Source organism: Paraniabella ginsengisoli, from assembly GCF_022513635.1.
Classification (GTDB): domain Bacteria; phylum Bacteroidota; class Bacteroidia; order Chitinophagales; family Chitinophagaceae; genus Niabella; species Niabella ginsengisoli.
Genome location: NZ_JAKWBL010000001.1, coordinates 1,757,375 through 1,779,747, shown reverse-complemented (window position 1 = coordinate 1,779,747; position 22,373 = coordinate 1,757,375). Strand labels below are relative to the sequence as shown.

Below are 22,373 nucleotides of genomic sequence, written 5' to 3'. Positions count from 1 at the left end.
AATTTTAGTAAACATTGTTATGAAGATGCAACATCCTGCATAAATCCGAAATCAACTTTTAAATTGCCTCCGTCAGCAGCGGTTGTTGCCAATACATCACAGCGGTTATTATAAGGATTATCGGCATGCCCACGTACCCAATTAATTTTTATATCGAAATTTTGAGACAGCTGATAATATTGAAGCCAGAGGTCCTTATTTTTTTTCCGCCTTTAAAGTCAGTACGTATCCAGTTACGTAACCAGCCTTTAGAAATTGCATTTACAACATACTGGCTGTCTGAATAGATGACCACAGGAATACTGTTCGTTTTTAAAGTTTTTAAACCTTCAATAACAGCCATTAGCTCCATCCTGTTATTCGTTGTTTTTTAAATCCACCTGACAACTCCTTTGCATGACCTTTATACATCAATATTACTCCATAGCCGCCTGGGCCAGGGTTTCCGCGTGACGCACCATCCGCATATATTACTATTTCTTTTTCCACTGCTGACAAATATACGCCCGAACCCTAATTATGAAAATTTCTAACACTTGCATCTTATAGTAAAATTATCTATGAAATTGATACATTTATCTGTTGGCGTTCTGTTGGCCAATAATTTTACTTGTAGCAACACCACACTTTCACAAAATACCGAGATTATCGAAGAAGTTAGTAAAGCCGAAAATTATGTTTCAGATATTAAGATACCGCATGGGTTTCGAGTAGAAAGCAAAAGTCAATTTGCTACCTTTTTGGGCAATCTCAATCTAAAGAGTGATAAAACTGTTTATCTCTATGATGGAAGCTTAAAACCTAATCAGGATGCCCAGTATGCGGTTTTAGATATAAGCGTAGGCGATAAAAATTTACAGCAATGCGCTGATGCTGTAATACGCTTACGGGCGGAATATCTCTTTTCTCAAAAACGTTATAACGAAATTGAATTTAAAACTGTCAGTGGGACTTACCTTAATTTTAAAGAATGGTTGAAGGGTAAACGATACCGGCTTAAAGGAAATAGTTTAATTGCATATCAAATATCTCCACAACAAAACACCAGAGACGCATTTGATAATTACCTCGAATTCGTATTTAGTTATTGCGGCACCGCAAGTTTAGGATCTTCGTTGGTAAGAAAAGCGTTAGACGAGATAAATGCAGGAGATGTTTTTTTGAAGCCGGGCTCACCAGGACACGCAGTTATTGTTATGGCAACTGCGATAAATAATAAAAAAAAAAAATATTTCTTTTAGCACAAAGTTATATGCCGGCACAAAGTATCCATATATTAAAAAATACTGCCAACTCAAATTTCAGCCCATGGTATGAGGTTAATAAGGCTGATGAAATGCAAACACCAGAATGGACTTTCTATGCTAATCAACTTTATAAATGGAAATAATTTCAAAATACGACAAAAAACATGTATATTTGTGACAAATGACATGATATGAAAAAGAGCATTAAAAAATATATCCCAAATATCAGTAACATGCTTGAAGAGCCTGCTGTAGTATATCACATTACGCCAAAATACAGTAAGGCAGAAACACTTGTAAAAGACTTTACTTACAAATATTTCAAAAAAATTTTAAACAAAGGGGCTTTCACTTTAGGCGAATGGGCTGATATGCTTTTTATGAGCGAACGTACTTTGCACCGTTATGCAAAAGATGATGGTGGTTTTAACGGCTTGCAAATAGAACGCATCTTGCTTTTGGAAATATTGATTGATATGGGAAATGAAATGTTCGGGAAAGAGGGTTTTAAAACATGGTTGCAAAGCAAACCCTTTTCTTTAAACGGAGATATTGCCAAAAATAAATTAAACACCCACAATGGCATTCAGGAAATAATAGACACATTAGGAAGAATTCAACACGGTATATCTGCATAATGACAATTTACAGACTCGTTCGATCCGAATTTAAAGATGATTTATCTGGCTATGGCGCGTTTTTATATGGTGGCCGCTGGAATAGCAAAGGACAGTATGCGCTTTATTGCGCCCAGCATATTTCTCTTGCTGTTTTGGAAATTGTTGTTAACTATGACAGAACAGCTACGCCGCTGCTCCCATCCTATCACCTTGTGGAAATACAAGTACCAGACAGTGAAATTATTGAAATTGATACATCGGTTCTCAAAAAGAACTGGAGTGTTGACAGTGATTACACACAATATATTGGTGATGAATTTTTGCAATCCAAATCTGATGTTATTTTAAAAATACCATCAGCCGTTATTCCTGAAGAAAGCAACTACTTATTAAACCCGGCTCACAATGATTTCAAAAAAGTAACTATTGCAACTACCCGGCAATATGGGTTGGATAGCAGGCTTTTCTAAATTATTTAGCGTCGAACCAAACAGCTTTAGTCGCATCCCAACTTCCACTATAATTTATAAAAAGCTCCTCTCCTGCCTTGACCTTTCGAACTGTTTTGATAGTAATGGTGTGCTTTTCATAATCCATCTCATAATTACAGTTACTTTGATAAGTATGATTATAAACAGCAGCCCAGCCTAAGGCCATACAACATTGTGAACTGTCTTCTCCCCACTCGAAAATGTAATCATGTAACAAGGTCTTGTCTAAAAATTTTCTTTCATTAGCAGACATTACAATAACTGGTGCAATTTCAATTACGGAACCTTTGGATATATCTTCAGAAGTAAAAACTCCTCGTCCCATTTCATCAGTATTTGCTATATAAAGACAATGCGCTATCAAGTTATTTTATTTTACCAAAAGTATTATTATTGCTTAATAGAATTACCACAAATAAACGGAGCGTCGCAAATTCGCTCAATAGTAGCAACACAGCTGACTTAATTGAATTAATTTATCAAAAAATATTTTTTACAGCGTTCATGCACAATTGAAGTTCGTAAATTTCCTTTGTGTATTTTTTATTGATTTTAGTCAAAAGGAACTTCTTATGAAATTTTTCATCCATCCTTTGTATAATTTATGGATGAAAAATTTCTTGTAAGTTTGGCGAATGCAATTGGAAGAAGGAACAATACCCATTTCAGCACAGTTTGAGCCAATACTTGGATCTGGTAACAAATCGGAGATCAAAGAATTTCTTGATGACCAGAATATCAGTGATGTTGTTGAATTGGTTTATGAATTTCCGGAGCACGAAGCTTTGATCATCGCCAATATGTCGGTGCATCGGGCGGTAAATGTTTTTAAATTGCTGGAAGTATCTGAACAAAATAATATTATCCAGGAACTTCCGCCCAGTTATACTGCTGCATTATTAAACGAACTTCCTGCTGATGACCGTACCGACTTTTTAGAAGAACTTCCTGCAAATGTAGTACGGGAGCTTATCAAATTACTTGATCCTGAAGAGCGAAGAGTAACGCTTTCACTCCTTGGCTATCCGGAAAATAGTATCGGACGGCTTATGAACCCAGACTATGTCTATGTTTATTCGCACAACACAGTAGCCGAGGTATTTGATGTTATCAGAAAATATGGAAAAAATAGTGAAGCGATAAATGTTATTTATGTTATAAATAAAGCAGGCGAATTATTAGATGATATAAGAATTGGAGAGTTTATTTTAAGTGATCCAGAAACCACCGTTTCAGAACTGATGGACGAAAGGGTGATTTCGTTGAAAGCTTATGACGATCAGGAAACGGCTAGCGAGATTTTTAAAATGAACAACCGTGTAGCACTTCCGGTTGTTAGCGAAAGCAACAAACTTTTAGGTATTGTTACCATTGACGATATACTTTGGGTAGCGGAGGAAGAATATAGCGAAGACATGCAAAAAATGGGTGGTACGCAGGCATTCGAAGAACCCTATCTGGATATACCACTTTTGAGGCTTTTTAAGAAGCGTGTGCCCTGGCTTGTAATTCTGTTTTTAGGAGAAATGCTTACGGCAACGGCAATGGCGTTTTTCGAAGATGAAATTGCACGTGCTGTAGTATTAGCACTCTTTATACCTCTTATTATAAGTAGTGGTGGGAATAGCGGCTCGCAGGCATCTACACTGGTTATTCAGGCAATGGCCGTTGGCGAAGTTATATAAAAGACTGGTGGCGTGTTATGCGCCGCGAAATCATTTCCGGATTATTGCTGGGAACGGTTTTAGGTATTATTGGATTTCTGCGGATTTATGTTTTTCACCTTATTACACCAAACCTATATGGCGAGCATTGGTTTCCACTTGGACTTACACTTGGCATAACCTTGTTAGGCGTAGTCCTTTGGGGAACTTTGTCAGGAAGTATGCTTCCCATTCTATTAAAAAAATGGGTGCCGATCCTGCAGTTAGCTCAGCACCTTTTGTTGCAACTTTAGTTGACGTAACTGGTTTGATTATCTACTTCTCTGTTGCCTTTATGTTACTTAAAGGCACTTTATTATAACTTTTGATTCGTATAGGTTTTTTGTTTTCAATTACGCTACCGATTTTTTTGGTCGACCGGAACGTTATATCCATTCTCTACGTGAAAAATTTACTTTGACATTTCATTTATTTAAGCTAAAACTGGAACTGTATTTGATGCTATCGGGCGTTAAAATCATTTTCTATAAGTGGAGCGTCTGCGCAAACGGTTGCGCAAAACATTAAAAACCTTATTTTCGCTTTCCTTAAATTATAAAAATCATGTGTGGAATTGTAGGCTATACGGGTAAAAGACAGGCTTATCCAATAATTATTAAAGGTTTAAAAAGATTAGAATATCGCGGCTACGACAGTGCAGGTGTAGCACTTCAGCAAGAAGATCAGGTTACTGTTTATAAGAAAAAAGGTAAAGTAGCAGATCTCGAAGATAGCGTTGGCACCAGCAACGTATCAAGTACAACTGGAATTGGGCATACGCGTTGGGCGACTCACGGCGAACCCAACGATCGAAACGCTCATCCGCATTATTCAAAAAGCGGAAAAATAGCCATGATACATAATGGCATCATAGAAAATTACGCACAACTAAAATCAGAATTAGCAAAAAAGGGATATACTTTTAAGAGCGATACCGACACGGAAGTGCTTTTAAATTTCATAGAAGAAATTAAGACAAACAATGATTGTTCTCTGGAAGAAGCAATTCGCATCGCGCTAAAACGCGTTACCGGTGCTTATGTAATTCTGCTTATCGAGCAAGAAAACCCCGATACCATAATAGCAGCGCGAAAAGGCAGCCCGTTGGTTATAGGTGTAGGAAAAGGAGAACATTTCCTGGGATCAGACGCCTCTCCAATGCTGGAATACACGAAAGAAGTTGTTTACGTAAACGATTATGAACTGGCTATTATAAAGCCAGATGAACTTATCTTAAAAAACCTCGGAAATGAAAAAATAACGCCATACATTCAAAAGCTTGATCTTGAACTGGCCGCTATTGAAAAGGGAGGTTACGATCATTTCATGCTGAAAGAAATTTTTGAGCAGCCTACAACAATTTACGATTGCTTAAGAGGCCGTTTGGATGCAGCAGCTGGAACCATTACTATGGCGGGCGTACAACAATATGCTGAACAAATCATTAATGCAAACAGAATTGTCATCATCGCCTGCGGTACAAGCTGGCATGCCGGACTTGTAGCCGAATACATAATAGAAGAACTTTGCCGCATCAACGTTGAAGTAGAATATGCATCAGAGTTCCGTTATAGAAATCCCGTTATCAACAAAGGAGATGTAATTATTGCCATCAGCCAAAGTGGCGAAACTGCTGATACTTTGGTTGCCATAGAAAGTGCCAAAGAAAAAGGCGCTATCATTTTGGGTGTGGTAAACGTGGTTGGTTCATCTATTGCACGCGCATCGCATGCCGGAGCATACACACACGCGGGGCCGGAAATTGGTGTTGCTTCAACAAAAGCATTTACAGCCCAGCTTACGGTGCTTATGATGATTGCATTAAAAGTCGGTTATATGAAAGGCTCGATTTCCAATGATCGCTATCGCCAATTGTTGAACGAACTGGATGCCGTTCCTGAAAAGGCTGCGTGGGTTTTAAACCATCACGAACACATAAAATCTATTGCAGAGAAATACAAAGACGCACGCGACTTTTTATATCTTGGCCGCGGTTATAATTTTGCCATCGCTTTAGAAGGTGCATTAAAACTTAAAGAAATTTCTTACATACATGCAGAAGGTTATCCTGCTGCCGAAATGAAACACGGCCCTATCGCTTTGGTGGATGAAAATCTTCCCGTTGTATTTGTGGCCACAAAAGATATTTATCACGAAAAAGTGGTAAGCAACATGCAGGAAATAAAGGCTCGTAAAGGAAAACTTCTGGCGGTAATAACCGAAGGCGACGAAACATCAAAAGCTATTTGCGACGATGTGATGATCGTGCCCGAAGCCGATGAAGTAATTGCGCCTTTAATCAATGTGATTCCTCTCCAATTGCTATCTTACTATATTGGTGTTGCAAAAGGCTGTAATGTAGATATGCCGCGCAATCTGGCTAAAAGCGTAACGGTAGAGTAATATTATTTTGTAACCAGCATCAGTACTACTATCAGCGTAATTGCGTCGCACACTTCATCGTTCCGATCATGTATCATCAATAATAAATGAACCAAATAAAGAAACATAAGGCAGATCAATTAGGATATAATTTTATACCTGCAGCATTTTTGCCAGCAGGAAAAGACGAATATTATCTTCGGTTTCAACAGAATCCGGCAACAGATTACAGGCCATTAACAAAACAGGAAATCACCATTCTTCAATCGAATAGAAACCGCTCAACCAATTGGGATGATGTATTAGTGCGTGATGGCATTGATATACATCTGATAGAAGAATGTACTTTTTACGGACTGGTTCGTATCGGAAAATTAGAACAATACTTTTTGGAATTCAGTGAAGTGAAGTTTCCTGTGGGATTGTATCACAGCCAGATCGTAAGCTGTGACATAGGTGATCATGTTTCAATTTCAAATGTAAAATTTCTGGCGCATTATATTATTGATGAAGATGTAATCATTGCTAATGTCAACGAAATGAGTTGCACTTCTCATGCAAAATTCGGTAATGGAATTCTTAAGGAAGGAGAAAATGAGAACGTACGAATATGGCTGGAATTATGCAATGAGAATGCAGGCAGAAAGGTTTTGCCTTTTGACGGAATGCTCGCCGGCGACGCATGGTTATGGACGAAATACCGCGGTGATCAACAATTAATGAATGCTTTTCAACAATTCACCGAACAGCAATTTGACGCGCTGCATGGGTATTATGGAACGGTTGGTAAGAGAACGGTGATCAAGAATACTCATATTATTAAAGATGTAAAAATTGGTACCGACGGTTATATTAAAGGTGCCAGCAAACTGAAGAACCTAACGATCAACTCTAACGACAAAGCAAGATCTCAAATTGGCGAAGGTTGTGAAATGGTAAATGGAATTATGGGTGTAGGCAGCCGCGCTTTCTACGGCGTAAAAGCTGTACGATTTATTCTTGCACCTTTTTCACAGTTGAAATACGGGGCCAGGTTGATTAACTCATATCTAGGAGAAAATGCTACAGTTTCTTGTTGCGAGGTATTAAACTCACTTATTTTTCCGGCACACGAGCAACATCATAATAATTCGTTTTTATGCGCAGCTTTAGTAATGGGGCAAAGCAATATGGCAGCCGGTGCCACTATCGGGTCTAATCATAATTCAAGAGGCGCAGACGGTGAAATACAGGCTGGTCGTGGATTTTGGCCAGGCCTATGTGTTAGTTTAAAACACAATTCACGCTTTGCTTCTTTTACAATGATCGCCAAAGGAAATTATCCGGCCGAGTTGGATATACCATTTCCTTTTTCACTTATCAGTAATGATGAGCAAAATAATAAACTGGTAATTATGCCTGCGTATTGGTTCATGTACAATATGTATGCAATTCAAAGAAATGAACGCAAGTTTGCTGACAGGGATAAAAGAATAGAGAAATTACAAAGATTGGAATTTGACTGTCTCGCTCCAGATACAGTCAATGAAATGTATAAGTCTCTGCGATTATTAGAACAGTTCGCTGGCAAAGCTTTTTACAAAGCCAATAAAATGATCGGCAGCGATGCAGATTATATTAAAAAAGGACATTCTCTTTTGGAACATGAATCTCCAGCAATAAGCAAATTGAATGTTCTGGCCAGTGGATTTGAAAATTCAAAAAGACCTGTTCAGATTATTAAAGTTCAGGAAAGTTTCAATGCTTATAAAAAAATGCTCCTATTTTATATTGGCAGCGATTTGGCAAATTATTTTGAAAATAACAACAGTGACAATCTAAAAGAACTTGTTCAGCGTTATAATTTTCATAACAACTCAACTGAATGGAAAAACGTTGGAGGACAATTGATTGCTGAAAATAGTTTAGATGATTTGTTAGAAAAAATCAGAACCAAACAAATCAAAACCTGGACTGAAATACATGCCTTTTATTTGCAGGAAGCTAAACTGTACAATGAACAAAAGACGGCACATGCACTTTCTATTTTGCACAATCTCACAGGCACGCAAGTTGGTGATATTGACAACGCCTTTTTAAAAGCGTTCTTTGAACAAACACTTGAAACAAAGGAATGGATCACTAAAGTTGTGTACACATCTAAAGAAAAAGATTATAAAAATTCTTTTAAAAATATGGTGTACGACACCAAGGAAGAAATGGAAATGGTGTTAGGATCTTTTGATAGCAATAGCTTCATTCATCAACAAAATGACGAGATGGCTATGTTTAAAACCAAAATAGAAAACTTGCTTAAAAGCTATTCGAAATAATTATGTCAGCTCGCTTTAGCTTTGAATGACCACGTTACTGTAAAAACCGCAACCAGGTCGCCTTGCTCATTCCTGCCTTCTGAACGCGCTGTTAAGATTTGAGCTTCGCGGCTAATAACGGCTGCAGAAACGGTATTTGCAAACTCATTTCCATTTAAACATGTAAACGTAGTTGTACCAACCGCTTTCTTAAAATATTCAGCCTCCATTTTTACTACAAGCATTGAGACGCCCGGCTTTTGCTTATAAACATTTGCCATTGCTAAAGCACCTGTACTTAACTCTGCAGCCATTGCAAGGCAAGCAAAATAAGTAGACCTGAACGGATTTTGACTAAACCATTTAAAAGGAACTGTTACGCTGCACGACTCCTTGGTAATTTCTTTTATGCGAACACCACTGAAGTACGCTGAAGGTAGCTTTCGCAATAAAAAGAAATTGAATTTGGGTGAGTTGGCAAGTTCTATAAAATCGTTATTAATACTCATCTTATTATTTTACCCTGTCTCATAAAGTTAGGTATATTGATATAAAAATGTAAAATATTGGATGTTGAGTGTTAAACTTAGAATAACGTCGTTTATGTAGGATGCCCGTCCGACCGGTCATCCGGGCGGGCCAAATGCACCACAAATCAACCGAGCGTGGCAATACTGACGCCCTATATTTACGGTTGACTAAATAATATTCTTAAATAATATCTTTTTTGTCTACTGCTAATTTGCTATGCCGATAGCCGTATAAAAAATAAATAAATAATCCTACAACCATCCAGATAAAAAACCAAAACCAGCTTACCGCTGGTATTTCGATAAGAAGATACATGCACGAAAGCACGCCCAAAACCGGAATTAAAGAATATTGATTGGCAATTGTTTTAATAGTAATGATTAAAGCAATAGCAAGAAAAATTAAAAATAATATCTCAGGATAAGCCTCTGCGCCGATATTAGTAACTGCTGCATATAATCTGTCCCAGAAAAAATAAATAAACAGCACATACAAACCCGGTACAATAAACCGGCGTTGATATATGGAATTTTAAATTTGCCTTTCTGTTTCGGAAGCGGAGGCAACAGCAACACCCCGCCACAAACCAATATAAAAGCAAACAAAGTACCTATGCTGGTAAGATCAGTAACCAAGCCGCTTTGCAGGAAAAGCGCACCGATGCCCACAATAACGCCAGTGATAATTGTTGCAAATGAAGGCGTTTGATATTTAGGATGAATTTTTTGAAATACTTTAGGTAACAAGCCGTCACGGCTCATGCTCATCCATATTCTTGGCTGCCCGATTTGAAAAACCAACAGCACAGAAGTTGTTGCAACAACAGCACTAATGGAAATAATTTTTTCAATCCACGGTGCGCGTTTTTCAAATACAAAAGCCAAAGGATCATCAACCCCATCAAAATTGCTATAATTCTCGATGCCTGTTAGCACCAGCGCGATAGCAATATATAAAACGGTGCATATTATTAACGAATAGATCATGCTCCGAGGTAAATCCCGTTGAGGATTTTTGCATTCTTCGGCAGTTGTAGATATGGCGTCAAAACCAATATAGGCGTAGAATACAGCCGACACACCTTTTAATACGCCTTCAAAACCATTAGGCATAAAGGGTTTCCAGTTATTAGTATCGACGAAGAAAGCTCCTGCAATAATTACAAAAATGATCACGGCCACTTTGAAAATAACCATTAAGTTGGCCGACTGCTTACTTTCTTTTATTCCGATGTAAGCCAGCCAGGTTACCAGGCAAACTATAACGAAGGCTGGAATATTAAAGAATATTGGAGTATCGCCAATACGTGGTGCTTCATTGTAAGCAGTAACAGCAAAGTTGTAATCTTTTATTTGTTGTGCTGTAAGTGAGGCATTGGCCGCCAGTTCGGAACTTGCTTTTGTATAGGCTGCTATTGCCGTTTGCGGATCTACCAGCATCCAGTCAGGAAGATGTATATGAAAAACATGTTCCAGCAGATTATTAAAATAGCCGCTCCATGAAATAGCTACCACAATATTGCCAATGGCGTATTCTAAAATCAAGGCCCAGCCTATGATCCAGGCTACCAGTTCTCCAAAACTTACATAAGAATATGTATAAGCACTGCCCGAAACAGGAACTCTGCTTGCAAATTCAGCATAGCAAAGTGCAGAGAAACCGCAGGTGATGGCTGTAATGATGAACAACACTGATACGCCAGGCCCTCCATTAAAAGCAGCGCCACCAATGGTTGAAAAAATACCGGCACCAACAACTGCGGCTATGCCTAAAAAAGTAAGATCTTTTACGCCCAATATTTTTTTCAGTCCGGCATCATGGCCATCACCAAAGCCTTCTTCCGCATCTTTTAAAATGGTTTCAATTTTCTTTTTCGCAGTATAGACATGGGACGATTTATGATTTATGATGTCTGATTTCGGATGTACGATAATTAAAAATTCACCATTCGCTCTCAATAATCTCTCTTTACTAACAACTGAGCTAAATCTTTTAAAGGCTGCTTTCTTTTAGCGACAACGGCTATCTCGTCGATATATCCTAAAGCCTGATTTAGAAACAAATCCTTTTGTGCTCTGGCCCATTCACCAATTTTACAATCACGATAAAGTTGTAACACGCGGGAAACTTTATCACCTGAATTACTTTTTAGCAGTTCATTAAATTCCTGTTGTTGAGCTTCATTAGCCACTTCCAAGGCCTGTATCAACAAAAAAGTTTTTTTATTTGCCAATATATCGCCACCTGGTTGTTTACCAAATTTTTCCGGATCACCAAACGCGTCTAAATAATCATCCTGCATTTGAAAAGCAAGCCCGATTTTTTTACCAGCCTCGTATAGTAAGGCCAGATTGCCAAGGCTTCCGCCACCTAAGATCCCGCCCATTTGTAAACTAGCAGCCAACAATACGGATGTTTTTAAAGTGATCATATGCAGATATTCATCGAAAGACACCTTATCACGGTTTTCATAATCCATATCCAGTTGCTGCCCTTCGCATACTTCTGCTGCTGTTTTGTTGAATAGGTCTAATATTCTTGATATATATTCAGGATTTAGCCTGTTGATGTAATCATAAGCTTTTACCAGCATTACATCTCCGGCAAGTATGGCTGTGCTTTCATTATATTTATTATGCACGGTTGGTTTACCTCGCCGTAATGGCGCTTTGTCCATAATATCATCGTGTATCAAAGTAAAATTATGGAAGAGTTCAATCGCGGTAGCTACGTGCCAGGAGTCGGGATGTATGTCGCCAAACAATTCACTGGCCATCAAACATAAAACCGGCCTGAACCGCTTTCCACCTAACGATAAAAAATAATTATTAGGTTCATATAGAGTTGACGGTTGCTCCGGAAAATGAGAACGGTTAAAATGATCAGAAAACTTCTTCGATAATTCCTCAAATGATTGCATGCGCCAAAAATAGAAAAATCGGCACGAATGGAAGAATGAATTTAGAAGCTGACAAAAACCGGCTTTTGATCAGGGTTTTCTGATTCATTAAGGGAGTCTAAAGCACAATTATACTATTCATTCTGCAAGTTCATGCATATGCGCCATTATCAGCTTCTTTTCAGGATCAGTAATAGCCAGCGTGAGCGCCGTTTTAAAATATGATAATGCTAATGTATCATCTATTCCTTCATGAAGTTTTCCTAATAAAGTATAATAGAAATGATTTTTAACAATATTCAGTTGTTCAGCCTCCTCAATTGCCTGCTGTTTTCCACGAACTTTAGATAATACATAGATTCTATTGAACGCGGCCATAGGTGAATATTCTAACTGCAAAAGCTGATCATATAATTGTAAAACGGTTGCCCATTTTTCAGGCGAGTCTTCTTTAATAGTATGCCAGCTGGCAATAGCAGCTTCAAAATGATATTTTGATAAATCCCCATCCGCGAAAGCTATTTTAAGATAATAGCGGCCTTTCACAATCAATTCTTCATTCCATAAACTGGTGTCCTGATCTTTATATAAAATCAATTCGCCATGTTCGTTTAGTCTTGCTTCAAATCTGGAAGCGTGAAAACACATTAAAGAAAGCAAAGCGTTAGCAGATGTAGTATTTGCGATATCATTAGACACCAGTAAATAACACAGCCGCATGGCTTCCCAGCAAAGGTCTTTACGCAATACACTATTTTGGGACGAAGAATAGTAACCTTCATTAAATAGTAAATAGATCGTTGACAAAACTGAATCCATGCGTGTGCTTATTTCATTCACAGTAGGATATGCGAGGCTAATATTTTCGCTTCTTAATTTTTCTTTGGCGCGCTGAATCCTTTTGTAAACAACATCTTTATTTGTTAAAAATGCATCTGCAATTTCTTGCGCATCAAATCCGCAAAGCAAATTTAGTGCGAGTGCCACCTGTGCTTCTTTAGCAACTGAAGGATCACAAACAGCGAACATCATCGCAAGCTGGCTATCATTAATATTCTCTTCTGATAAGTCCAGTTCAATTTCAGCAACACCTTCATTACTTAATTCTTTTGAAATTTTTTTGTCGAAATTCGCAACGCGCCGAAGGTGATTTTTGGTTTTGTTTTTAGCAACAGTATATAACCATGCCGCAGGATTTTCAGGTACTCCTTTCTGTCCCCATAATTCAGCAGCTGACAGAAAAGTATCACTAACCAAATCTTCAGCAGTTTCAATATGTTGTAACCCAAATAAAGAACAGAGTACAGCTACTATTTTTCTGTACTCTGTTCTGAATAAATGAGGTATCAGCTCCTGTTGCTGCATTACATAGCTTTAATTTCTCTAACTTCTACATTGCCCTTATAGTTAAAAATGGGGCATCCTTTTGCAAGTTCTGCTGCCTCATCAAGTGATTCTGCTGTAACAACTATATATCCGCCAATTGCTTCTTTCAATTCCATATAAGGCCCATCAGTAATCATATTGTCAGCCTTAACAACTTTACCAGTTCTCTCCAATCTGTTACCACGGTTATTGAGCTTATTTTGAGCAGCAATTCCACCGATCCAATCAATCCACTTTTGAGTATCTTCCTGCATTTGCTCGGGTGAAAGCTTAGGAATGTCGTTTTCATCTCTTCTGAATATGAATAAAAAATCGTTCATGGTTAAAATTTTAAAATTGAAAAAAACTATTTTAGTTTAAAGCGAATTGCCCAACCTTGTACGTTCCAACAGCGGCGCCAAAGGCAATATTAAAACGATTATAAGTGTTGATGGTTGTAATCGCAAGTGTAAGATCAATAATCTCCTCTTCGGAAAAATGATTTTTGACGTCAGTATATATTTCTTCCGCCACTAATCCACCTTTTAACTGCGTAAGTGCTTCTGCCCAAGCTAAAGCAGCTCGTTCTTTATCCGAATAAAAAGGTGCTTCTCTCCATGCATCCAGCACTAAAAGCCTTTGCGCTGTTTCGCCTGTTGCCAGCAAATCTTTAGAATGCATATCAAGGCAGTAAGCGCAGCCGTTTATTTGCGATACCCGATAGTAGATAAGATGTAATATGTTCTTTTGAATATCCGATTTACCAAGATGGGCAGCAATTGCAGAAAGTGACTGCATTGCGTTTCTTCCTTTTTGGAAGAAGTTGATTCTTTGTTCCATTCTTAAAAGTTTAATTGTTTAAAATAGTATAACAATTGACCTTAACAGAATTGGACAGAAAATGCTGTTTTTTTGAAAATATTTTTCTTCCTTTTATCAAAATACAAAACCAAGCGTTCCTCCCTTTGATCTTGATGCAGAATTGGTAAAATCAATCTCCTGAAGTTCGTTTTCCATTCTCTTTATGGAAGTGTTAATAAAAAACGTAGCCATTATATCCATGTCATTATGCTTATGAGAAAACTTCAATACTTCAATATATAGCTCTTTTTGATCATTTGTAATGATTAATATAGGATGGTTGAACTTAGCCAAAATAAAATTAGAGAACATTCTTGCGATGCGACCATTACCATCGGGGAAAGGATGAAGATAGATAAAGTATTTATGAAATTTTGCACTAACTATTAAAGGATGAATTTTATTTTCTTCTATTGCCTGTTGAGTTTGAAACATTAACTGAGGCAGGTTTTTGATACTTGTTTCATGATCTGGAAAAATAGTATCCCCCGCAGCCATTTGGGTTTTGGTGTACTCACCCGGTTCATAATTTTTGGTATAACGGATCGTATTTTCCAGAAGAATGGAATGTACCTGAATCAGCAATTCTTCGGATAAAGGCAAATGAAGCTGAGTAAAAACAAACTCGTATGCTTTGAAATGATCCAAAATTTCGTAAGCTTCCAACATGGATTTATTGTGCAACTTTAACTTCAAGCCATGTTCTTTCAATTCTTTAGTGTCATTGACGGAAAAAGAGTTCCCTTCGATAGCGCATGAATGGGCAGCGAATAATATTTCATTATATTCAAACAAATCATCTGCTGCAAACTTTCCCGCAACATTTTTTTTATAATTAATAAGCAAATCTTCATACTTACTTATTAATTGATTTATCGAAACCTCATTACTCATTTCTCTTATAATATTAGGAACTCTGAACCATGATTTTAAAGATTATGTCAAACTTTAAATCCTTCCTTCTCGCACTGGTCATTTCTCCACTCGCTTTCTTCATCAACTCGTCAATCTTTCAACTTTTCAACTTCCCCCACCCACTCATAATCCAGTTGTCTTTTTTCCAAATTTGCCGATACTACACGGATACGCAACTTGTCTCCCATTGTAAATTTCTTTCCAGTGCGATGCCCAATTAAAGCATAGTCACTTTCCAAGTGTTTAAAACTATCATGTTCAGCGAGACTGGTAATAGAAATCAATCCTTCGCAAAGATGATCCACAGTTTCAGCCCAAAAACCAAACTTAGAAACACCACTTACGATCGCATCAAACTCCTCTCCAACATAATTGCTCATGTATTGCACCTGCTTGTATTTGTTAGCAGAACGCTCACTATCCATGGCTGCCCGTTCTCTTTCACTACAATGTTTACACTTTTCCTCCATTCGTTTATCTATCTTAACATTATCTTCAAGTATATCTTGTAAAATACGGTGTACCATCACATCCGGATATCGACGGATAGGAGAAGTAAAATGACAATAATGCTCAAAACCAAGCCCGTAATGTCCTACATTGCTTTCTGTATATTTTGCTTTGGCCATTGTTCGAATGCCCAGTTGCTGCAACACAGCTTCTTCCGGACGGCCTTTTACATCTTTTAATAATTTATTGAAAGAAGCGGCGATTGCTTCGGCGCTTGATATATCAAACTTATATCCGAACTTATTTGCAAAAGCTATAAAAGGTTTTAGCTTTTCCTCGTCTGGCGTATCGTGAATACGGTATGGAAAAGGTATCGATTTATTATTGATCTTAACTTTTGAAACATGGCGCGCTACATAACGGTTGGCCAGCAACATTAATTCTTCAATGAGCTGGTGCGCTTCTTTGCTTTCTTTTAAAACGATGCCAATAGGGTTCCCTTTCTCATCCAACTTAAAACGAACTTCGGTTGAATTAAAATTGATAGCACCTTCGTCAAACCTGTATTTACGAAAAGTTTGCGAAATTTCATTTACTGTTTTTATTACTTCAGCATGATCACCCTCGCCTGTTTCTATAATTTCCTGTGCTTCTTCGTAGGTATATCTTCTATTAGAATGAATTACCGTTTTGCCCAGCCAATATTGCTTTACTTCTGCTTTATCTGTTATCTGGAAAATAGCCGAAAAGCAAAGTTTATCTTCATCAGGTCTTAATGAACAAAGCACATTGGAAATATGTTCGGGTAACATCGGATTTACCCTGTCCGGTAAATAAACGGAAGTGGCTCTTTGGTAAGCTTCGTCATCCAAAGCATTACCTGGCGTCACAAAATGGCTCACATCGGCGATGTGCACACCAATTTCATGATTACCGTTTTTCAATTTGCGATATGAAATCGCATCATCAAAGTCTTTGGCATCAGCCGGATCAATTGTAAACGTTAGTACACCACGAACGTCTTTTCTTTTACTTATATTTTCTTTCGTGATTTCTTCTGGTATCCTGGCAGCTGTTTCAAGTGCGTCATCCGAAAAACTAAGCGCAAAGCCATTTTCAAGCATGATGCTTTTCATAGCTTCATCCGCAGCATCATCTCCGCTCATTACCGAAACAATGGTAGCCGAAGGTTTCTTCCCTTCGCCACCCCATTCAAGAATACGGGCTACAACAGTCTCACCATCTTTGGCGCCATTAAGGTTTTCTTCCCCAACGTATAAATCAGGTATATTTTTTCTCTATCTCCAAGAATAAAGGCAAAACTTTTATTCATCTGTACTTTGCCTATAAATTCCGTCCGCTTTCTTTGTACAATCTCTGTTATCTTGCCCTTTGGCCTTCCTTCATAGCCACTTATCAACTTTACTCGCACCGTATCACCGTCCATGGCATTTTTTAATCCATCCGGAGCAATCATTACATCTTCCTCCAATCCTTCTACAATTACAAAGCCACGGCCTGATCTTGTCACATCTAAACGTCCTTTTAGTGTATTTTCTTCGTCACGCTTAGTACGTTTCGTCTGCTTTTGTTCTTTGGTCCTTTTTCTGGGTTTATTACTTTTACTCATTCCTTAGTTTTTATATCTACAGCATTTTTTAATCTGCAAATTATTATATATCAACATTCTTGCCATGCTCTTATAACAAATCTGATTAAGAAGAATTTAGCGTTCTAATTGTACTTTTTATATGTCTTTAAATACTTTGTATATACTTTCCTCAAAATAACTTTTTCTCCAAATAAAATTCGATGCGCTATCGGCAGCGCGAACACTGGAATGGCAGCCAATTTCGGCCATTCTCTTAACCGCATAGCATCTTTTTCAGTTGTTAAAATGGTATAATTATGAAGAGAACTGCTATGATATGTTTCTAATATATCGCCAATATCCGTTTCAGAAAAATTGTGATGATCAGGAAATGTCAGATACGCCACAACATTATGCCTGCTTTTTAAATAATCTATTAAGGGTTGCGGATTGGCGATTCCTGTAACCAACACTATTTGGCCTAAATCTTCCAGACCCGAGCGAACACCAGTAAAAATATTATAGGGGATACCGTAATCGATAGAAGCAAAAAAATCTTCTGATAAGAGAAAGGTTTAATGGATTGTATCATTTTATCTTTTCCTGGTTTTGAAAGATTAGGATCACATTTTGTTATCACAATAATATGAGCACGCTTATAGTTGGACTTAAGATCACGAAGTGATCCTGCAGGCAAATACCAGTCGTTGGGAAAAGGATTTGTGTATTCGGTAAGAAGAATATTCAAATCTGCAGTAACAGCTCGATGCTGAAACGCATCATCTAAAACAATAATATCGGTTTCCTTTTTTTGTTGAAGCAACTTTGCTATCGCTTCTGCTCGTTTCTCGCCAACGGCAATGCAAACATCAGGAAATTTTTGATGAAACTGCATGGGTTCATCTCCAATATCATTGGCCGTTGTATCAGCATTTGCCAATACATAACCTTTTGTTTTTCTGCGATAACCTCTGCTAATAACCCCCACGCAATATTTACTGGTTAACAACGATACAATATACTCAACCATCGGCGACTTACCAGTTCCACCTACAGACAAATTGCCTACACAAATGGTGGGTATTGAAGGCTTGTATGATTTAAGTAAGCCGAGATCGTATAATTTGTGATATATGTAAACACCAAATTTATACAACCAGGAAAACGGAATCAATAAAAAATGTTTCTTCTTTATTATATCGCTAAAACTCATACGTCCTTTCGGGAGTGACACAATAGTTTAAAGGTACGTCAAATTCGCTGCGATCTTCAATTTTATCAATTGGTTCATAGTAGCTTAACCCGATTTTTATAACATCCTCACGCGTATCTGCAAGGAATTTATCATAAAAGCCCTTACCATAACCCACTCTATAACCATCTTTATCGAAACATAGCAGAGGAATAATAACAACATCAATAGATTGTGATGGCATGACTTCCGCATTGTCCATTCGTGGCTCAGGTGTTCCGTATCTGTTTTTGATAAACGGCGTATCGATAGTTGAAGCAATCGCCTGCATGGTATATGTATCAAAATCACAAACAGGATAAGCTACTTGTAATGCAGGGTTTCGAAAATGTAAATAATCAACAATCGCATCTGTATTTACTTCTGTTTCCATTGCCGCATAAGTAAATAAAACATTAAGATCTGGTATCGGTAAAGTTTGAAAACGGATGAGGATCAGGTCATCCCATTTGTTTCTCTGTTGCTCGGTTGCTGTCTTTCGCTTTTCTGTGAATATTTTTCTGGCTTCTGATTTTTTCATATACCCTAACCCCTAAAAGGGAATTTTATTTGGTTCATTATCAAAAGTAATAGAAATTATAAATAAGAAACTTTATTAAACAAGCAATAAACAGATAGCAGCTTCGTTGCGTCGCACAGTTTATTTGTGGAATATAGCTCATCCTACATATTCTTCGTTATTGTCTGAACCACGATTTGTAGGATTATAAGGATTACAGGAATTATAAATAATCAATATTCAACAATCAATGCTCAATATTCAACGTTTAACCCTGAAACCATTATCACATCATCACATTGGCTAATTATTCTTTCAACTTATCAACCTGTTACTCATTCACTCTTTATGGAGCTGGGTTACTAAAAACCGAAAAAATAGTGGTGCCGTAATTCTTTTCAAAACTGTATTTTTCGAATTCCTTGTAATCGTTCCTGGGTGTATGTTCCAGCACAAACAATCCATCGGGCGCTAAAAGATTTTGCTTCACAATTATTCGAGGCAATTCATCAATTTCTGTTAGCGCATAGGGCGGCCCAGCAAAAATAAAATCGTATTGTTGATGATGCCCTTGAAGGAATTTAAAAACATCCATTTTTATAAACCGGATGTTTTCGATCTTTAATGCCGTAGCCGTTTTTTTAATAAAATCAAACATCTGATGATCTTTTTCGACAATGGTCAGATCTTCTGCTCCCCTACTCGACAGCTCATAACTAATACTTCCCGTACCACCGAAAAGATCAAGTGTTTTCATGCCTTCAAAGTCGATCCGATGCTGCAAAGTATTGAACAATCCTTCTTTTGCCACATCCGTCGTCGGGCGTGTGTAAGGCATTTTCCCAGGCGGATGTATTCTACGGCCACCTAAACTTCCTGAAATAATTCGCATACCGCTAATTCATTAAGTGAAGTGAAATAATGTGATGGTGTTTCAGAGGTGTTATCAATCCAATCTGCCTGCTTCAGAGATGTGTCAAGAAAATAGTCATATATCTCTTTATATAACCTGGAACTAACATCAATCAAGCCCGATAATTGCAAAGCAACCTGCTGCTGAACAAAACCAAACACTTCGCATATTTTAAGCAGATAAAAAACCACATCCGCCGGCGACTTATATTGATAAGTCTTTGCCAATAATATCGTGTCATTTTTAAATGCCACAACAGTAAACATGCTTTCAGAAAAATTTACTTTCAACAACCCTGTTTCCGGGGCATTAGTAACAGATGCTATTTGTACAGTATGCGCATGCAAATACGCTGATGACGGAAAGTTGCCCACCATCCATGTCAATACGTTGGGAGGTACTGTATAAATATTAGTTATATCTCTTTTAGGGATCCGCTCTGTAATTACGTGATCTTGTTGATCTGCATGCTCTAAATACATTAGAGCTGTTGTGTCTGCATCATCCATTTCAGCGGGCAATAATGTGTTAAAGCCAAAATCCAAAGCCGTTACTATCCTTTCAAAGCTACCTTGCAGCATTAGATTTCGAGCAATTATTTCATCCAGATTTTCGGTGGACAAACTTTTCAATCCGTACCTTTTAAGTTGTAGTAACCGTTTTTCATCGGGACTATAAATACAGAAACTCATATAATTTCCGCCAACCTGTATGGCCAGATGGGTTTCCTGAGGAACGACCTCTTCTTGTGTTGAAATATTAAACTGTTCTTGCAAAATAACTATTCTTTAATTTCTTTTACTTTTTGTTGGATTCAGCTTTGTATGATCCAGCTAATCAATTCTGCTATATTTTATAATATGGCATGGCTGATAAACTACCTAACCAGGCAAATTAAGTACTGGTTTAGCACAACGACAAATATCATATTTAAAATTGAATATTGAATACGAATATTAACAATGGATTCACGACTTTTGACATCCGTTTCTTTTTTATGATAGCCACAAACCAATTGGAAAACTTACAGGTAGGTATCAGCAACAGGCAAATTCTTAAGATTGCTGCACCTATTGCATTAGCAATGATGATACCTCAGCTGAACTTCATTGCCAACACGGTATTTTTGAGTCACTTAGGAGAATCTGAATTAGGAACAGCCGGCATAGCTGGTGTATATTATTTAGTATTTGCACTCGTAGGAAATGGCCTTAACAGTGGTTTACAGGCTTTGATCGCCAGACGGGCAGGAGAAAACAGGCCTAAGGAAATAGGTCGCCTTTTCTTACAATCGATCTATATAGCATTATTATTTTCTTTCTTCATTATAGGAATTAACTATTTGCTTGTTGAAGTTTTTTTATCCTCGGTACTGAAAAGTTCTGTGGTTCTGAATGAGGCTGTTTCTTTTTTAAAAATAAGAGCTTGGGGACTGCCATTTCTGTATATCTTTCAAATGGGGAATGCACTTTTAGTTGGCAGCAACAATAGTAAATACTTAAAATTTGGATTTATTGCAGAGGCTCTCGTCAACATATTTTTTGACTACACGCTAATATTTGGAAAGCTAGGCTTTCCCGCACTAGGTTTTAATGGAGCTGCATATGCATCTATACTGGCAGAAATTACTGGCGCCATAATCGTATTCTCGATAATCTTTAGAAAAGGTTTTGTAAGCAGATTTTCTTTATTCACTCATAAATCAATTGACGCACAAACGATCAAGGTCATCTTTCATCAGTCACTACCTTTGGTATTACAATTTGTATTAAGTGTAAGCTCTTGGTTATTATTCTATGTATTGATAGAACATCACGGAGAAAGAAAGCTGGCGATAAGTAACACTATGCGAAATATTTTTGCCGTCTTTGGTATTTTTACCTGGTCTTACGCCAATACAACTAATATGATGGTAAGTAATATTATCGGGCAAAACCGTCAGGATGATGTTTTATATCTTATTAAGAAAATCGTAAGGCTAAGCGTTTTTACAATTGCCATATTATGCCTCACGCTCAATCTTTTTCCAAGAATTTTTCTAAGTATTTATGGTGTTGATGAAAGTTTTATTGCTGATGCCATACCGGTAGTACGAACTATTTCTGTTTGCCTTGTAATGATGTCAATAGCCGTTGTGTGGCTTAACAGCATTACCGGAACGGGTAATACTAAAGTTAATTTAAGAATAGAAATTGTATCTATCATTGTCTACACTATCTATATTTATATAGTACTTGAAGTCTTACAATTATCGCTTGTTATGGCCTGGGCCAGTGAATTCATTTACTGGTTTGTAACATTCATTTTGGCATGGCTGTATATGCGCAGCAATAAATGGAAAGGAAAAGTGATATGGAAATAAG

Annotated in this window: 25 protein-coding genes and 2 pseudogenes; 8 read left to right on the top strand and 19 right to left on the bottom strand. The window is 37.5% G+C overall.

What is annotated here, in order from left to right; all coding sequences use genetic code 11:
- Positions 1-17: 17 nt before the first annotated feature.
- From MKP09_RS25810 to MKP09_RS25800, 3 genes are read right to left on the bottom strand one after another with little or no spacing between them, the layout of a single operon-like run.
- A complete protein-coding gene (locus MKP09_RS25810) occupies positions 18-146 on the bottom strand; it encodes a ribonuclease H family protein (RefSeq protein WP_317235286.1) in 129 nt (42 codons plus the stop codon).
- 2 nt (positions 147-148) lie between these two features.
- The gene (locus MKP09_RS25805; RefSeq protein ID WP_262915180.1) at positions 149-343 is read right to left on the bottom strand and encodes an RNase H family protein; all 195 of its coding nucleotides are present in this window, start codon (positions 341-343) and stop codon (positions 149-151) included.
- Positions 343-489: an RNase H family protein gene (locus tag MKP09_RS25800; RefSeq protein WP_317235209.1), complete on the bottom strand. Its 147-nt coding sequence runs from the start codon at positions 487-489 to the stop codon at positions 343-345. Before MKP09_RS25800 ends, MKP09_RS25805 begins: the two co-directional genes overlap by 1 nt.
- 71 nt (positions 490-560) lie before the next feature.
- Here MKP09_RS25800 and MKP09_RS09705 point away from each other — a divergent pair.
- The 3 genes and pseudogenes from MKP09_RS09705 to MKP09_RS09695 all read left to right on the top strand — a co-directional run bounded on the left by MKP09_RS09705 (position 561) and on the right by MKP09_RS09695 (position 2,337).
- Positions 561-1,390: pseudogene (locus MKP09_RS09705) on the top strand (DUF4846 domain-containing protein).
- Between the two features lie 48 nt (positions 1,391-1,438).
- Positions 1,439-1,885 (top strand): Xre family toxin-antitoxin system antitoxin, encoded by a 447-nt coding sequence (locus MKP09_RS09700; RefSeq protein ID WP_240827517.1) that lies wholly within the window; start codon positions 1,439-1,441, stop codon positions 1,883-1,885.
- Positions 1,885-2,337: an RES family NAD+ phosphorylase gene (locus MKP09_RS09695; RefSeq protein WP_240827516.1), complete on the top strand. Its 453-nt coding sequence runs from the start codon at positions 1,885-1,887 to the stop codon at positions 2,335-2,337. The genes MKP09_RS09700 and MKP09_RS09695 overlap by 1 nt, the downstream gene beginning before the upstream one ends.
- 1 nt (position 2,338) lies before the next feature.
- Here MKP09_RS09695 and MKP09_RS09690 read toward each other — a convergent pair whose 3' ends face one another.
- Positions 2,339-2,722, bottom strand: coding sequence for an SET domain-containing protein (locus tag MKP09_RS09690; RefSeq protein WP_240827515.1), 384 nt, complete (start codon positions 2,720-2,722; stop codon positions 2,339-2,341).
- A 271-nt stretch (positions 2,723-2,993) separates the two neighbouring features.
- On the opposite strand from MKP09_RS09690, the gene mgtE reads away from it, so the two are divergent.
- The 4 genes and pseudogenes from mgtE (at position 2,994) to MKP09_RS09670 (ending at position 8,755) form a co-directional block, all read left to right on the top strand.
- Positions 2,994-4,043, top strand: coding sequence for a magnesium transporter (gene mgtE / locus MKP09_RS09685; RefSeq protein ID WP_240827514.1), 1,050 nt, complete (start codon positions 2,994-2,996; stop codon positions 4,041-4,043).
- 17 nt (positions 4,044-4,060) lie between these two features.
- A pseudogene (locus MKP09_RS09680) lies at positions 4,061-4,383 on the top strand (magnesium transporter).
- A gap of 242 nt (positions 4,384-4,625) precedes the next feature.
- Positions 4,626-6,464 carry a glutamine--fructose-6-phosphate transaminase (isomerizing) gene (gene glmS / locus MKP09_RS09675; protein WP_240827512.1) on the top strand — a complete coding sequence of 613 codons (1,839 nt, stop codon included), beginning with the start codon at positions 4,626-4,628 and terminating at the stop codon, positions 6,462-6,464.
- 86 nt (positions 6,465-6,550) lie between these two features.
- Positions 6,551-8,755 carry a DUF4954 family protein gene (locus MKP09_RS09670; protein WP_240827511.1) on the top strand — a complete coding sequence of 735 codons (2,205 nt, stop codon included), beginning with the start codon at positions 6,551-6,553 and terminating at the stop codon, positions 8,753-8,755.
- A 5-nt stretch (positions 8,756-8,760) separates the two neighbouring features.
- Here MKP09_RS09670 and MKP09_RS09665 read toward each other — a convergent pair whose 3' ends face one another.
- The 15 genes from MKP09_RS09665 to MKP09_RS09600 all read right to left on the bottom strand — a co-directional run bounded on the left by MKP09_RS09665 (position 8,761) and on the right by MKP09_RS09600 (position 20,786).
- Complete coding sequence (locus MKP09_RS09665) at positions 8,761-9,243, bottom strand: DUF4442 domain-containing protein (RefSeq protein ID WP_240827510.1); 483 nt, start codon at positions 9,241-9,243, stop codon at positions 8,761-8,763.
- A 202-nt stretch (positions 9,244-9,445) separates the two neighbouring features.
- Positions 9,446-9,580, bottom strand: a complete 135-nt coding sequence (locus MKP09_RS09660; protein WP_240829451.1) for an amino acid permease C-terminal domain-containing protein — start codon at positions 9,578-9,580, stop codon at positions 9,446-9,448.
- Positions 9,581-9,666: 86 nt separating this feature from the next.
- Positions 9,667-11,223 (bottom strand): amino acid permease, encoded by a 1,557-nt coding sequence (locus MKP09_RS09655; RefSeq protein WP_240827509.1) that lies wholly within the window; start codon positions 11,221-11,223, stop codon positions 9,667-9,669.
- A complete protein-coding gene (locus MKP09_RS09650) occupies positions 11,220-12,185 on the bottom strand; it encodes a polyprenyl synthetase family protein (RefSeq protein ID WP_240827508.1) in 966 nt (321 codons plus the stop codon). Before MKP09_RS09650 ends, MKP09_RS09655 begins: the two co-directional genes overlap by 4 nt.
- A 117-nt stretch (positions 12,186-12,302) precedes the next feature.
- Positions 12,303-13,529 (bottom strand): RNA polymerase sigma factor, encoded by a 1,227-nt coding sequence (locus MKP09_RS09645; protein WP_240827507.1) that lies wholly within the window; start codon positions 13,527-13,529, stop codon positions 12,303-12,305.
- Complete coding sequence (locus MKP09_RS09640) at positions 13,529-13,870, bottom strand: YciI family protein (protein WP_240827506.1); 342 nt, start codon at positions 13,868-13,870, stop codon at positions 13,529-13,531. The genes MKP09_RS09645 and MKP09_RS09640 overlap by 1 nt, the downstream gene beginning before the upstream one ends.
- 31 nt (positions 13,871-13,901) lie before the next feature.
- Positions 13,902-14,369 carry a carboxymuconolactone decarboxylase family protein gene (locus MKP09_RS09635; RefSeq protein WP_240827505.1) on the bottom strand — a complete coding sequence of 156 codons (468 nt, stop codon included), beginning with the start codon at positions 14,367-14,369 and terminating at the stop codon, positions 13,902-13,904.
- 96 nt (positions 14,370-14,465) lie between these two features.
- Entirely contained in the window at positions 14,466-15,284 is an 819-nt protein-coding gene (locus tag MKP09_RS09630) for a Fic family protein (RefSeq protein WP_240827504.1), read from the bottom strand.
- A gap of 110 nt (positions 15,285-15,394) precedes the next feature.
- Positions 15,395-17,044: a ribonuclease R gene (gene rnr / locus MKP09_RS09625; protein ID WP_240829450.1), complete on the bottom strand. Its 1,650-nt coding sequence runs from the start codon at positions 17,042-17,044 to the stop codon at positions 15,395-15,397.
- The gene (locus MKP09_RS09620) at positions 16,981-17,385 is read right to left on the bottom strand and encodes a hypothetical protein (protein WP_240827503.1); all 405 of its coding nucleotides are present in this window, start codon (positions 17,383-17,385) and stop codon (positions 16,981-16,983) included. The genes rnr and MKP09_RS09620 overlap by 64 nt, the downstream gene beginning before the upstream one ends.
- Positions 17,386-17,489: 104 nt before the next feature.
- Positions 17,490-17,819, bottom strand: coding sequence for a tetraacyldisaccharide 4'-kinase (locus MKP09_RS25795; RefSeq protein ID WP_317235208.1), 330 nt, complete (start codon positions 17,817-17,819; stop codon positions 17,490-17,492).
- Positions 17,820-17,827: 8 nt separating this feature from the next.
- Positions 17,828-18,580 (bottom strand): tetraacyldisaccharide 4'-kinase, encoded by a 753-nt coding sequence (gene lpxK / locus MKP09_RS09615; protein WP_317235207.1) that lies wholly within the window; start codon positions 18,578-18,580, stop codon positions 17,828-17,830.
- Entirely contained in the window at positions 18,549-19,118 is a 570-nt protein-coding gene (locus tag MKP09_RS09610) for a 5-formyltetrahydrofolate cyclo-ligase (RefSeq protein WP_240827502.1), read from the bottom strand. Before MKP09_RS09610 ends, lpxK begins: the two co-directional genes overlap by 32 nt.
- Before the next feature lie 325 nt (positions 19,119-19,443).
- The gene (locus MKP09_RS09605) at positions 19,444-19,989 is read right to left on the bottom strand and encodes an RsmD family RNA methyltransferase (RefSeq protein WP_240827501.1); all 546 of its coding nucleotides are present in this window, start codon (positions 19,987-19,989) and stop codon (positions 19,444-19,446) included.
- Positions 19,965-20,786, bottom strand: coding sequence for a DUF3822 family protein (locus MKP09_RS09600; protein ID WP_240827500.1), 822 nt, complete (start codon positions 20,784-20,786; stop codon positions 19,965-19,967). Before MKP09_RS09600 ends, MKP09_RS09605 begins: the two co-directional genes overlap by 25 nt.
- Positions 20,787-21,007: 221 nt before the next feature.
- On the opposite strand from MKP09_RS09600, the gene MKP09_RS09595 reads away from it, so the two are divergent.
- Positions 21,008-22,372: an MATE family efflux transporter gene (locus MKP09_RS09595; RefSeq protein ID WP_240827499.1), complete on the top strand. Its 1,365-nt coding sequence runs from the start codon at positions 21,008-21,010 to the stop codon at positions 22,370-22,372.
- Position 22,373 lies beyond the last annotated feature (1 nt).

Bases quoted from the DNA above. Each gene is read 5' to 3' on its own strand.
- MKP09_RS25805 (WP_262915180.1), bottom strand. From the start codon at position 343: ATGGCTGTTATTGAAGGTTTAAAAACTTTAAAAACGAACAGTATTCCT.
- glmS (WP_240827512.1), top strand. From the start codon at position 4,626: ATGTGTGGAATTGTAGGCTATACGGGTAAAAGACAGGCTTATCCAATA.
- MKP09_RS09640 (WP_240827506.1), bottom strand. From the start codon at position 13,870: ATGAACGATTTTTTATTCATATTCAGAAGAGATGAAAACGACATTCCT.
- MKP09_RS09610 (WP_240827502.1), bottom strand. From the start codon at position 19,118: ATGAAAAAATCAGAAGCCAGAAAAATATTCACAGAAAAGCGAAAGACA.
- MKP09_RS09700 (WP_240827517.1), top strand. From the start codon at position 1,439: ATGAAAAAGAGCATTAAAAAATATATCCCAAATATCAGTAACATGCTT.
- MKP09_RS09670 (WP_240827511.1), top strand. From the start codon at position 6,551: ATGAACCAAATAAAGAAACATAAGGCAGATCAATTAGGATATAATTTT.
- MKP09_RS09665 (WP_240827510.1), bottom strand. From the start codon at position 9,243: ATGAGTATTAATAACGATTTTATAGAACTTGCCAACTCACCCAAATTC.
- MKP09_RS09605 (WP_240827501.1), bottom strand. From the start codon at position 19,989: ATGCGAATTATTTCAGGAAGTTTAGGTGGCCGTAGAATACATCCGCCT.
- MKP09_RS09595 (WP_240827499.1), top strand. From the start codon at position 21,008: ATGATAGCCACAAACCAATTGGAAAACTTACAGGTAGGTATCAGCAAC.
- MKP09_RS09635 (WP_240827505.1), bottom strand. From the start codon at position 14,369: ATGGAACAAAGAATCAACTTCTTCCAAAAAGGAAGAAACGCAATGCAG.
- MKP09_RS09620 (WP_240827503.1), bottom strand. From the start codon at position 17,385: ATGAGTAAAAGTAATAAACCCAGAAAAAGGACCAAAGAACAAAAGCAG.
- MKP09_RS09650 (WP_240827508.1), bottom strand. From the start codon at position 12,185: ATGCAATCATTTGAGGAATTATCGAAGAAGTTTTCTGATCATTTTAAC.
- MKP09_RS09660 (WP_240829451.1), bottom strand. From the start codon at position 9,580: ATGTATCTTCTTATCGAAATACCAGCGGTAAGCTGGTTTTGGTTTTTT.
- MKP09_RS09630 (WP_240827504.1), bottom strand. From the start codon at position 15,284: ATGAGTAATGAGGTTTCGATAAATCAATTAATAAGTAAGTATGAAGAT.
- MKP09_RS09645 (WP_240827507.1), bottom strand. From the start codon at position 13,529: ATGCAGCAACAGGAGCTGATACCTCATTTATTCAGAACAGAGTACAGA.
- mgtE (WP_240827514.1), top strand. From the start codon at position 2,994: ATGCAATTGGAAGAAGGAACAATACCCATTTCAGCACAGTTTGAGCCA.
- MKP09_RS09695 (WP_240827516.1), top strand. From the start codon at position 1,885: ATGACAATTTACAGACTCGTTCGATCCGAATTTAAAGATGATTTATCT.